The organism is Dyella sp. (assembly GCF_035486915.1).
Taxonomy (GTDB): domain Bacteria; phylum Pseudomonadota; class Gammaproteobacteria; order Xanthomonadales; family Rhodanobacteraceae; genus Dyella_B.
Window position 1 is genome coordinate 19,734 of sequence record NZ_DATHMR010000190.1, and the last position, 11,788, is coordinate 31,521.

At 57.5% G+C, this 11,788-nt stretch carries 11 protein-coding genes; 4 read left to right on the forward strand and 7 right to left on the reverse strand.

What is annotated here, in order from left to right:
* The first annotated feature begins 9 nt into the window (after nt 1-9).
* Together cyoC and cyoD are read left to right on the forward strand one after the other, a co-directional pair.
* Nucleotides 10-627, forward strand: coding sequence for a cytochrome o ubiquinol oxidase subunit III (gene cyoC / locus VK725_RS15540; RefSeq protein ID WP_414648518.1), 618 nt, complete (start codon nt 10-12; stop codon nt 625-627).
* Nucleotides 624-1,013, forward strand: coding sequence for a cytochrome o ubiquinol oxidase subunit IV (gene cyoD / locus VK725_RS15545; RefSeq protein WP_325318966.1), 390 nt, complete (start codon nt 624-626; stop codon nt 1,011-1,013). Before cyoC ends, cyoD begins: the two co-directional genes overlap by 4 nt.
* A gap of 143 nt (nt 1,014-1,156) precedes the next feature.
* Here the strand turns inward: cyoD and VK725_RS15550 are convergent, their stop codons facing one another.
* The gene (locus VK725_RS15550; protein WP_325318967.1) at nt 1,157-3,937 is read right to left on the reverse strand and encodes a sensor histidine kinase; all 2,781 of its coding nucleotides are present in this window, start codon (nt 3,935-3,937) and stop codon (nt 1,157-1,159) included.
* A 586-nt stretch (nt 3,938-4,523) separates the two neighbouring features.
* On the opposite strand from VK725_RS15550, the gene VK725_RS15555 reads away from it, so the two are divergent.
* Together VK725_RS15555 and VK725_RS15560 are read left to right on the forward strand one after the other, a co-directional pair.
* Nucleotides 4,524-5,777 carry an MFS transporter gene (locus VK725_RS15555; protein ID WP_325318968.1) on the forward strand — a complete coding sequence of 418 codons (1,254 nt, stop codon included), beginning with the start codon at nt 4,524-4,526 and terminating at the stop codon, nt 5,775-5,777.
* A gap of 76 nt (nt 5,778-5,853) precedes the next feature.
* Nucleotides 5,854-6,231, forward strand: a complete 378-nt coding sequence (locus VK725_RS15560) for a tautomerase family protein (protein ID WP_325318969.1) — start codon at nt 5,854-5,856, stop codon at nt 6,229-6,231.
* 100 nt (nt 6,232-6,331) lie between these two features.
* Here VK725_RS15560 and VK725_RS15565 read toward each other — a convergent pair whose 3' ends face one another.
* The 6 genes from VK725_RS15565 to VK725_RS15590 all read right to left on the reverse strand — a co-directional run.
* Nucleotides 6,332-7,075, reverse strand: a complete 744-nt coding sequence (locus tag VK725_RS15565) for a TVP38/TMEM64 family protein (RefSeq protein WP_325318970.1) — start codon at nt 7,073-7,075, stop codon at nt 6,332-6,334.
* Entirely contained in the window at nt 7,072-7,629 is a 558-nt protein-coding gene (locus VK725_RS15570) for a nucleoside deaminase (protein WP_325318975.1), read from the reverse strand. The genes VK725_RS15565 and VK725_RS15570 overlap by 4 nt, the downstream gene beginning before the upstream one ends.
* Nucleotides 7,630-7,634: 5 nt before the next feature.
* On the reverse strand, nt 7,635-9,395 hold the full coding sequence (locus VK725_RS15575) for a glutamine--tRNA ligase/YqeY domain fusion protein (protein WP_325318971.1): 1,761 nt from the start codon (nt 9,393-9,395) through the stop codon (nt 7,635-7,637).
* A 77-nt stretch (nt 9,396-9,472) separates the two neighbouring features.
* A complete protein-coding gene (gene coaE, locus VK725_RS15580) occupies nt 9,473-10,081 on the reverse strand; it encodes a dephospho-CoA kinase (protein WP_325318972.1) in 609 nt (202 codons plus the stop codon).
* A 7-nt stretch (nt 10,082-10,088) separates the two neighbouring features.
* Nucleotides 10,089-10,946, reverse strand: a complete 858-nt coding sequence (locus VK725_RS15585; protein ID WP_325318973.1) for an A24 family peptidase — start codon at nt 10,944-10,946, stop codon at nt 10,089-10,091.
* Nucleotides 10,947-10,980: 34 nt separating this feature from the next.
* A partial coding sequence (locus tag VK725_RS15590; protein ID WP_325318974.1) for a type II secretion system F family protein occupies nt 10,981-11,788 on the reverse strand: 808 nt, incomplete at its 5' end.

The window sequence follows — 11,788 nt, forward strand, 5'->3', positions numbered from 1 at the left end:
GGGATACTTATGTCAGTGGACGTTGCTACATTAGATTCGCACCCGGAAGAAGACCATGTGTTACCGACACGCCAGCACATTACGGGTTTTGGCTTCTACATCTATTTGCTGAGCGACGGAATACTGTTTGCTGCGCTGTTCGCCGCTTTTGCGGTACTTCGCGGTGCTACCGATGGCGGCCCTGATAGTCATGCACTTTTCAGCGCGCGAAATGCCCTCATCGAGACGGCATGCCTGCTGACAAGCAGCTTTACCTGTGGCATGGCGATGTTGGCATGCGACCGTCGCAATCGCATCATGACGTTAGTCGGGTTCTTGGTAACCGCAGCCCTGGGCGTGATGTTTATTACCCTGGAAGTGCGGGAGTTCTCCGATTTGATCGCCAGAGGGGCTGGGCCTGATCGAAGTGCCTTCCTGTCGTCGTTCTTCACGCTGGTAAGCACGCACGGCATCCATGTGACATGCGGACTGATCTGGCTGATGGTGTTGCTTGTGCAGTTTCTCGGGCGCGGCTTTACGTCGGCCATGGTCCGCCGCTTTCTCTGCTTCAGTCTGTTCTGGCATGTGCTCGATGTCGTGTGGATCGCGATCTTCACCTTCGTGTATCTGATAGGAGGTTACTTGTGACAAATCAACTGCATGATCCACGTCGTGAGAATCGGTATACGCCGGGCCTCGAAACACGCGGTAGTCATGGCTCGTGGCGAGGTTATGTCATCGGCTATGTGCTTGCGATACTGCTGACCATCGCGGCTTTTGCCATTGCGCCGGCGAAAAACATGGCGCCTTTCAGCATTGAGGCCGCTCTTGTGGTTCTGGCTGTCGCTCAGATGCTTGTGCACCTTATTTTCTTTCTACACATCAGCACCGCACCCGAGCAGAAAACAAACATCCTGGCGTTTACCGCCACCATGCTGATCATTGGCATCGTCGTAATCGGTTCCTTGTGGATCATGTCGCATCTTGCTTCCAACATGATGCCTATGGACCGTGTTATGAATATGCAGCGCTAGCTGCCATCGTCAGCAAACGCCTCGGCGATGCAAGGTGGCATGGATTTTCTTCGCGATTTTGGGGGCATGCCGTGCTGAGCATGCCGATGTTGTGCGTCATCCATTGTTGTCACGGGTAACGCGTGGCCAACGTGGCATAAACATCAATCTTCGCGACGGTGCGCGTGACCGTCTTCGCGATCACCGAAATGCCGGCGAGACTTGATGGATACGCGGGTCGCTTCCATCGCTTCCCAGGGCAAGATCAGCTCGACCATGGTGCCTCGTGGATTGGCGCGCCGGATGGTCAGTTGGCCGCCCAGTTTCGCCGCACGTTCGCGCATGCCGGCGATTCCCCAATGCCCCTCTTTTTGTTTGTCTTGGATTTTTTGTTCGGTGATACCGATACCGTTATCCGTGATATCTACCGTAAAGGCTTTATCGGTGTAGTTGACGGATACGACGATCCATTCGGCCTGGGCGTGTTTGAAAGCATTGATGACGCTTTCTCGCACGATGGCGATCATCTCTTCACAGGACGCGGCGCAAAGCGGTCGTGCTTCGCCCTCAACGCGTACAGAAAAGCGTGCGTCTGAGTGAATCGCTGCATCGTTGCCGATGGCCCTCAGCTTTTCTGTCAGATCTGCATGATCGGGCTCCCCTTGCCGAAGCGCACTGATGGCATCGCGTCCTTCGATCAGGGCCGCACGCATTTTTTCCTCGATCTTGGTTATTCGCAGTCGTTGCGTATCCGATAGATCGCGGCTGTTGGAAAGCAACTCAACTTGCAGCAGGACGCCCTGCATGCCTTGAAGCAAGGTGTCGTGCAGGTCGCGTGCAATGCGCTCGCGCTCAGCGAGGCGCTCTATCATGAGGAGTCGATAGCGTCGTTCGACAAACTGGAGGCGAAGCACATAGATCAGCCAAAGGGCAAGTATGACGACACATGCGAGGAGCGCCTTGAACCATGCCGTTTGGTAGAAGGTCGGCATGATCGTGAAATTCAATGTGGCAGGTCGCGGGCTGGCGATGCCATCTTCGTTGAATGCAAGGACCTCGAAGTGGTAGTTCCCGGGCTGCATGTTGGTGTAGAAAGCTTCGCGCCGGCCGTCGTCGTCCTGCCAGTCGCCATCCACCTCTTTGAGCCGATAACGGAAGTGCACGCGTTCGGGCATGGACAGTGCAGGTGCCGTATAAGCAATCTGGATGTTGCGCGCGCTTGGCGGCAACGACGGCACGGAAGATGCGGGCCAGCTGGAATTGGCCGATGTCAGCGTGTTGATCGTAACGTCTGGCGCAATCGTATTGCGCCGTATATGAGCCGGATTTATCCAGGAAAGATTCTGTTTGGTCGCAACCCAGATGCGTCCATCCGTGCTTTGGATCATCGTCGGTCCGGGACGGATGGGAAGTGGCGCACCGTTGATGCCATCCGCCTGGGTGAAGAGCTCATAACTTGGCGCGTAACCGGGCTGCTTGAGCCACGTTGCCAACTCGTTTGCGCTTATTCGATAAACACCGTCGGGTCCGTTGAGCCATAGCTCGCCGGCCGGCGTCTCCACGACACCCGATGCGCCGCGAAAGCTGTTGTCACCCTTACCGATCAAGTTCTCGAACGCACCGGATGACGACAAGTGCGCGACACCTTTGTCGCCGGCAGCCCAGACGTGGCTGCCACGCACATACAAGCCAAGTACATTTCCGACGTTCAAGCCATTGCTGCTGGTGTAGAGAGTTACGTGGTCATGGTCGACGACGGCAATGCGATTGCCAGGATAAGTCAGCCAGATGCGTCCGGATTCATCGCCCATAACGCGAATGGCCGCTCCTCCTGGTAAAGCCTTCAGGCCACCGTTGAGGATCCAGGTTCCGTTGGATAGCCTGAAGACTCCGACTTTGACAATGGAAATCCAGATGTCTCCCGCTGCGTCTTCTGCAATGCCTTGGCAGCCTTGCAGATAGCGACCACCATCCAAATCAATCAAGGTGCCAGGTGGTGGCGGAACGTGTTTGACGTGTGAGCCATCGTACGTCTCTACATCATCTCTTCCCGGCATCCATACAGCGCCGTGACTGTCGACCGTCGAACAATCCGCGCCTAGTCCAAAGCCGGCAATACGGACAGGGTCCTGGTCGTCCTTGAGATACAAACCATATTCCCTAAGGCTGCCTACCCAAATGCCGTCATGTGTATCGGCTGCGATGGTGATGTTGGTCACCTCGTTAGGGACGTTGCTGGGGAAGTGAATCGGGGTAAATTTTCCGACCGAAAAACGGTCGACACCGCCATCTGTCGCTACCCAGACGTTTGATTCGCGGTCCATGAAATACATAAGCGCGAATTGGCCCGTCAATCCGTCGTGTCGATCGAAGTGTTCCTCCGTGGGAGACGAACTATTTCCATCGCTCCAATGCGCTCGAGTAATGCCTTCCTGATCTTCACGCGTGAACCACAGTGCGCCGGATGGATCGCGCAAGCTGGCCCAGTAGGGATAGTTTTTCGCCAAGGCTATGCCGGCGGGAAGCCCGATAAGATCGTGCTTGGCCTGCAAAAAGTCGACAGAACGCCATTGATTGCTGTGCTCGTCCAGTACATAGGCGTCGTCGGTATCGATGAGATAGATCTCGCCGTTGACCTTTCCAAATGCTTGCGGCTGATGGCCGGGATAGCCTTGAGCGGAGCCAATCGTTTCCCAATGGTCGCCCTTTTGCCAAGCGACACCGCGCGTCGTTGCAATCCAGAGTGTTCCGTTGTTGGTCCTTGCAAAACCGATGACGCTTCCACCGGGTAGCGCGCTGGAGGGGATATTCGATACTTTCCCGTCGTGCAGCACGCTCATCCCGCCGAATGTGTAGCCTATCCACAAGTCGCCATTGGATTCTGCATAAAGCGAAAAGATGTTCGTGTTTGGCAACAAGCGGGTCACACTTTTATCGAAGCGCACGCCATCAAATCGGTACAAACCGTTTTGCGTTGCAATCCAAAGAAAACCATCCGGTGTCTGGGCGATCCACGACGCGTTAGACGGGGCGCCATCCCGAGATAGATAGGCGTGATGCTCAAGCTGGCTCAGCTGCAATCGGTAGGGCGTCTGCAAAGAGAGGGGGGCGACGAGGTGCGGGGGTTCGACAGACCACGCCATCCGCGGGAAACAAAAGATAACCAATAGTAAGCAGGCGAAAGTTGCGTGCACATATCGGCCCGGGCCGCCGATAGATCGTGTGACCAATGGAAGGGCGTTCTTGCCGACGGCATTGATGCCCATGAAGCGACACGGATGGATGCGGTAGTACCTATTAAGCACCACGATAGTCCGTGGTCGCAAGCCGTGTTCCACTCAATGGCGATAGAGAAAACGAGTCAAAAACGGGCCCTCGCGCTGACAATGTGTAACATCCTTGAACAACTACACTTCAAATTGAACAAAACTGCCCTAGCTTGAGACGCATAACTACCCATTTGGGGGGCGTCGAGCCGGGGATCGCTCGATAGAGTGAAAGGTGACTTGGATAAACCGCCAAGGTGAACCGATGAGCGCCAGATCCGCAGTCGTTCAAGCGCCTCGACGCGCGGAAACTGCCTACGCCATAGCGTGGGGATTCGCCGCCGTTTTCTACTTCCTGGAATACGCCTCGCGCTCGGCGCCGGCGGTGATGATCCCCGAGCTGTCACAGGCGTTTGGCGTCACGGCGCTTGGCGTCAGCACCATCTTGGGTCTGTACTACTACACCTATTCGACTACCAGCTTGGTGGCGGGTGTCCTGCTCGATCGTTTTGGTGCGCGTTACGTCGTGCCTTCAGGCATGGCGCTGCTTGCCATAGGCTGTCTGCTTTTCGCCGTACCACAGTCTTCAGTAGGAAGCATGGGACGTCTTTTGCAAGGCGCCGGTTCGGCGTTCGCGTTCACAGGTGCGGTATACCTTGCATCGCATGGGTTCTCTGCGAAAAGCCTCGCAACGGCGATCGGATTCACTCAATGCTTCGGCATGTTGGGAGGCACGGTAGGGCAAATTGCCGTAGGGCCGCTCATTCACGGCTTTGTCAGTACGCGGCAATTCTGGATGGGATTGGGCGTCGTGGTGTTGGTGGTTGCAGTCGGCTTAATGCTCATGACGCCACGCGAAAAACACGCGACGGTGGCCGGCGAAAAGCGCAGTTTCATCACGCCCTACAAAATCGTACTCACCAATCCACAGTCATACATCTGCGGCATCGTGGCGGGCCTTCTATTCGCTCCGACGACGATCGGGGACATGGTTTGGGGTGTTCGTTTATTTCAAGAAGACAGGCTCTTCAGCTATCACGATGCTGTTTTTGCCATCTCCATGGTGCCGTTTGGCTGGGTATTCGGCTGCCCACTCTTTGGATGGCTAGCCGATGCATTGCACCGTAGAAAAGTGGCGCTCCTTATAGGTGCGAGTGCGATGCTTGCAGCCGCTTTGCAGTTAACGTTTTTGCCCAGTGCGTTGCCAAGCTGGCTCACGTTGCTTGTATTTGGTATTTCGTCCGGAGCGGCCATGATCCCTTACACGATCATCAAGGAAGCGAATCCGGATCATGTCAAAGGCAGCGCCACGGGTGCCATCAACTTCATCACCTTCAGCGTGACAGCACTGCTTGGGCCTGTTTTTTCCAAACATATTGGCAAGACGATCGGTATGCCCACAACAAATCCTGAGCTTCATTTTTTCCACTCGGGCCTGTTCTGGGTTGCCGTTATCGCGTTGGCGTTGCTGGTATCGCTCACGTTGCGCGAGACGGGAAGGTCAGAGGCCGTCAAGTGACAAGCTTGCAACAACAAAACAGCGCGTTGGACCAACATTTGGACGGCCAACTTAACCATGACAGATCGGTAGATGCATGCCTCTCTATACGTTAGTTACGCAGAAAGGAACGCTGGATCGTCAGGCCAAAAACCGTCTGGCAAAACAGTTGACATCGTTTCACGCCGAGTACGCCGGTGTACCGCAAAATTGGGTACATGTCGTGTTTCAGGATTTTCAGCCCGGTGACGGCTTCACCGCAGGTGAAGAAGCGCCTACTGCAGCGCTCACACTGCTGATTCGAACCGGAAGATCCAATGAATATAAAAAAGGACTACTGACCGAGCTCTGGAGAATGTTTCAGACGGCGACTGGCGCGCCCGATGATCAAATTGTCATTGGCATACAAGAAGTCTCTCCCAGCCAGGCCATGGAAATGGGGCAGATCATGCCTGATGTGTCGGAGAAAGAATAAAAGCCGCGGCGTAACGAATGGCGGTTTTGGTCTATCTCACTAGCGTTGTCTTGGACTTGTTGTCACGCAGGAAGTGACTCAAGGTAGACGTCATGCGTTTTTATTTTGGCCAATACGACTGCGATTTTTGGCCCGCGGCCGCTGCGGCTGCGTGGCGTTTCAGCCGAATGCGTTCGACCCACAGTGGCAACAGCGACAACAGTGCCAGCGCACCAAGCGGTCCGATAACGCCAGGGTCGAAGAACAGATCCAGGCCCAGTGTTCGTCCATGACTGAGCGCGTGACCAAGACCTGCACCGACGGATGTCTCGAATATCAGCATGATGGTTCCGCCGAACCATGAGGCACCCAGAAACAGCCACAGCGGACAACGCAACCACGCGAGTGCAACCGTGATTAACCCGAAAGGCGCGGCTGGCACCAGTCGTAGGAACAGCGTGTAGACCACGGGATGACGTTCGAAACTATGATGGAGTTTTTCCGCAATCGCCGGCGGATGCTTGCTGCCAGCACCGAAAGCGTAACGGCTGGCGAGAAACAGGATGAGCGATCCCAGCGTAAGGCCGATGGATGAGTACAGCGAGCCCTGGACAATCCCGAAGGCGAAGCCGCCCGCAAGAATCAGAATGATTGTGAAGGGAATTCCCGTGCATGTCGCCAGTGTAAGCAGCCCGATATACAGCAGGCGACTCAACCAGGGATCCTGATTGATGTGCGCGCGAACCTCTTGCTGATGTGCCACGAGTTGTTCGGGATGAAAGCGGTCAAAAACGCCCGAAGCGACGAGCACGACACCTGCCACGATCAGCAGAAGAAGCGGTAACGCGGCGCGCAGGCGGTTCAATAGCTTTCCCCCCTGGCGCCGTATTCGGCGAGAACATGGCGTGCCTGATCGCGCAGGATATCGCGGCGTACGGCGATGCCACGCTTTTCCAGTTCGCCGACCCAATCAGCCGGAAGCGGGCCTTCGTCGAACTCGGTGAGTTCTTCCACATCTTCGGCGCGTGCGCCAATAAGCAGCGTATCGATGCCTGCCCAGACACTGGCGCCATAGCACTGACAACAGGGCTGCGAACTGGTGGCAAGCGTGTAATGACCACCTTGTTCGTTCAAACGATAACTTGCCAAGCGTTGCTGCGCGGCCATGAACGCCAGCATTTCCGCATGCGCGACCGAGCAGGTTTGCGGCACAACGCGATTGGCGGCGGCGGCGATAAGCCGGCCATGTTCGTCAAATACCGCAGCACCAAATGGACCGCCGCTGCCGTGTTGAATGTTTCGCCGCGACAGTTCGATGGCCAGCTCCACGCGCTCTTCGTCGGTGAGGTAGCGCCGGCTTGCGTCGGCGACCTCTTCGATCCAGGGCGGCAGCGTGAGGTGGATCTGCAGCGGCAGCATCATGCTCAAGTTGCCTGCTTCGCCCAGGTGTCGCGCAGGGTGACCGTGCGATTGAAGACAGGTGCGTCGGCACGATGGTCGATGCGATCGGCGACGAAATAGCCGAGGCGTTCGAACTGATAGCGCTGTTCTGGCGCTGCGTTGGCGGCTTCGGGTTCCAGCCAGCCGCGCACGACGCGCTTGGCATCCGGATTGATGTGTTCGATCCAGGATTTGCCGTCGCTTTCGTCGTCCGGCGTTGGCACGTTGAACAAACGGTCGTACATGCGAATTTCTGTGGAGACGGCGTGCTTGGCACTGACCCAGTGGATCGTGCCTTTCACCTTCCGGTCGGCACCGGGCATGCCCGAGCGGGATTCAAGATCGAGTGTGCAATGCAATTCCATCACGTTGCCGTTCGCGTCCTTGATCAGCTTCTCGCACTTTACGATACCTACGCCGCGCAAGCGTACTTCACCTTCCGGCTTCAGGCGATGGAAGCCTTTCGGCGGCACTTCGGCGAAGTCTTCGCGTTCGATCCATAGCTCGCGCGAGAACGGAACCTTGCGCGTGCCGGCGCTTTCATTCTTCGGATGATTGGAAAACGTGAGCGATTCTTCGTGGCCGTCGGGCAGGTTGGTGATCACCAGCTTGAGCGGATCGATGACGGCCATGCGGCGTTGTGCGCTGGCATCGAGATCTTCGCGCACGCAGTTTTCGAAGATGGTGTAGTCGATCACGCTGTTCTGCTTGCTGACGCCAAGACGCTCGATCAGCAGGCGAATGCCGCCCGGCGTGAAGCCACGGCGACGCAAGCCGCGCAAGGTATTCATGCGCGGATCGTCCCAGCCGTCGACCAGCTTCTCGCTCACAAGCTGCGCGAGTTTGCGCTTGCTGGTGATGCTGTAGGTGAGATTAAGGCGCGAGAATTCGATCTGCCGTGGCTTGGCCGGCTCCGTGCGGAAACCGTTGTCGCGCATGTGCTGCCACAGTTCCGGATGGTTCGGCAGATCGACGTTGTCCACGAACCAGTCGTAGAGCGGGCGATGATCTTCGAACTCCAGCGTGCATAGCGAATGCGTGATGCCTTCCAGCGCATCGGATAAGCAATGCGCGTAGTCGTACATCGGGTAAATCGGCCATTCGTCACCGGTGTTTTGGTGCGTGACTTTGCGGATGCGGTAGATCGCCGGATCGCGCATGTTGATGTTGCCCGACGTCATGTCGATCTTCGCGCGCAGCGTTTTGCTGCCGTCCGCAAATTCGCCCACGCGCATGCGGCGGAAGAGGTCGAGGTTTTCCTCAACGCTGCGTTCGCGGAAAGGCGAGTTGCGGCCTGACTCGGTGAGGGTGCCGCGGTATTCGCGCATCTGCTCGGCGGTAAGGTCGTCCACATAGGCATGGCCGTCCTGAATCAGCTTGATCCCGGCGCGATAGAACACTTCAAAGTAGTCGGAGGCGTGGCGCAGGTCATGCCAGTCATAGCCCAGCCAGCGGACGTCGTCCTTGATGCCCTCGACGAACTCGGGGTCTTCCTTGCCGGGATTGGTGTCGTCCAGTCGCAGGTTGCACCAGCCGGCGAATTCGCGGGCGATGCCGAAATCGAGGCAGATCGCCTTGGCATGGCCGATATGCAGGTAGCCATTGGGTTCGGGCGGGAAACGCGTGCGGATGGCGTGGTGCTTGCCCTTGGCGAGGTCGTCACGAACGATCTGGCGGATGAAATCGCGCGGCGCGTCGGTCTCAGGGGTGTCGGCAGGCTTGGCGGCGGCGGATTCGGTGGACATTAGGACGGGCTGTGTACTTTAGGGGCGGGAATTCCCAAGTTTAACCGCTTGATGACCTTACGTAACTGCGGTCGCGTTCAGCGTTTTCCAGCGGCCAGAGCGAGGTAGCGCTGATGCAGAGTGGCCACCTGTTCATCAAGCGCCGCTTCGGGGCCGCTGTTCTCGATGACGTCATCAGCAAGGGCCAGCCGGCCAGCGCGCGATGCCTGACTGGCCAGAATGCGGGCGGCGAGGTCCTCATCGACGCCGTCGCGTATGACGAGGCGGAGGATCTGCGTCTCCTGTGGCACGTCCACCACCAGAATCCGGTCGACCCAGCGGTAGTGGCCGATGTTTTCCGTCAGCAAGGGAATGGCCAGGATGACGTAGGGACCGCTATCGGCTTGCGCATGTTCGAGCATCCATTGACGCACGCGCGGATGCACGATGGCTTCCAGGGTCCGGCGCGCCGCAGGATCGGCGAAGATGCGCCGGCGCATTGCCGGGCGATCGAGTCCGCGCTCGGCGTTCAGTACCTCATCACCGAATGCGGCAACGATCGACGCCAACCCGTCGCTACCGGGCTCCACCACGACGCGCGCAGCGTGATCGGCGTCGTACACAGGCACCCCCAACGCTTCAAAGCGGCGCGCTACCGCGCTTTTGCCGGAGGCGATGCCGCCGGTGAGGGCTACGGTCAGTGGCATGGCTCACTCATCCCATCCCGCTAAAACTCATGTAAGCCTGCCAGAGGTAGGGGCCGGCTATAAACCAGATCCAGCCTGCCATGGCGATGAAGGGGCCAAAGGGCATCGGTATTTCGCGTCCGTGTTTGCGCAGGGCGATCATGGCGCCACCAATCAGTGCACCCACCAGCGACGACAGCAGGATAATCGGCAGCAATGCGCCCGGCCCCATCCATGCGCCCATCACGGCAAGCAGTTTGAAGTCACCGAAGCCCATGCCTTCCTTGCCCGTAAGGAGCTTGAAGAGCCAATACACGCTCCACAAACTCAGGTAGCCGATGGCTGCGCCGAGTATCGCCGCTTTGGGTTCGACGAATAGCGCAAATAAGCTGAGCAGCAACCCGACCCAGAGCGTTGGCAAGGTGAGCTGATCGGGCAACAGCTGGGTGCGCATATCGATACCCGAAGCCGCAACGAGCACCCACGTGAAAAACAGACCCGCCAGCGAAGCCCATGTTGGCCCGAATTTCCAAACGACGATGGCGCTCAGAACGGCGGTGAGCAGTTCAACGAAGGGGTACTGGATCGAAATGGGTGTGTGGCAGTAGCGACAGCGGCCGCGTAAGAACAGCCAGCTGACAACGGGAATATTGTCGGTCACGCCCAGGCGGTGCTTGCAATGCGGGCAATGCGACGGCTCTCGCACCACACCTGCTGGAAGCGGTGCTTGCTCCGGTTCCAGCTCAAGAATTTCCCGCGCTTCTCGCCGCCACTGGGCTTCCAGGCGTACGGGCAGGCGCAGGATTACCACATTCAAAAAACTACCGACCACCAAGCCCAGAACAGCAGCGACGGCAATCCACGCAATCAACGGCAAGTCGGGCATGCCCGGCTCCAGAGCAAATGAGATGCGTGGGATATTAACCGGCGACCGCGCCTGCCAGCTTGAAGATAGGCAGATACAGCGACACCACCATGCCACCGACCAAGGTGCCCAGGATCACCATGATCATGGGTTCAAGCAATGTAGTGAGGGTATCGACTGAGTTTTCGACCTCTTCTTCGTAGAACTCGGCCACCTTGAAAAGCATGCTATCCAGAGCGCCCGATTCTTCACCGATGGCCGTCATCTGCACCACCATGTTAGGAAACAGGCCGGTCTGCCGCATGGCCAGCTGCAACTGATGCCCTACAGCGACGTCGTCGCGCATGAGTTTGATCGCGTCGCCATAGACCACGCTACCGGTGGCGCCCGCCACCGAATCAAGAGCTTCCACCAGTGGCACACCGGCATGAAAGGTAACGCCAAGTGTGCGGGCAAAACGTGCGATCGCGGAGTTGCGCAGGATGTTCCCAATCACGGGGAAGCGCAGCATCGCGCGGTCCAGAAAGTGCGCGAATTTTACCGACCGGCGCTTACCCTGAACGATGCCGACGACGAGAGCTATTACCGAGCCAATGACCAACCACCAGTAGCTCTGCATGAATTTGGAGGCGTTCACAACGATCAAGGTAGGCGCGGGAAGCGCAGCACCAGCAGACTGGAACGTGGTGGCAAACACCGGTACCACGAACAGTAGCATGATCATGCAAACCAGGAACGCTACCGCTAGCACCATCACAGGATAAAACATGGCTTTTTTGATCTTGCTCTTGAGGCTTTCCGTTCGCTCCTTGTAGGTCGCCACGGTATCAAGCACGGTGTCGAGTACACCGGCCGATTCGCCC

What these genes read in the sequence shown, in the direction of transcription:
- cyoC (WP_414648518.1), top strand. Translation starts at nt 10, where the DNA reads ATGTCAGTGGACGTTGCTACATTAGATTCGCACCCGGAAGAAGACCAT.
- VK725_RS15555 (WP_325318968.1), top strand. Translation starts at nt 4,524, where the DNA reads ATGAGCGCCAGATCCGCAGTCGTTCAAGCGCCTCGACGCGCGGAAACT.
- VK725_RS15560 (WP_325318969.1), top strand. Translation starts at nt 5,854, where the DNA reads ATGCCTCTCTATACGTTAGTTACGCAGAAAGGAACGCTGGATCGTCAG.
- VK725_RS15570 (WP_325318975.1), bottom strand. Translation starts at nt 7,629, where the DNA reads ATGCTGCCGCTGCAGATCCACCTCACGCTGCCGCCCTGGATCGAAGAG.
- VK725_RS15575 (WP_325318971.1), bottom strand. Translation starts at nt 9,395, where the DNA reads ATGTCCACCGAATCCGCCGCCGCCAAGCCTGCCGACACCCCTGAGACC.
- coaE (WP_325318972.1), bottom strand. Translation starts at nt 10,081, where the DNA reads ATGCCACTGACCGTAGCCCTCACCGGCGGCATCGCCTCCGGCAAAAGC.
- VK725_RS15585 (WP_325318973.1), bottom strand. Translation starts at nt 10,946, where the DNA reads ATGCCCGACTTGCCGTTGATTGCGTGGATTGCCGTCGCTGCTGTTCTG.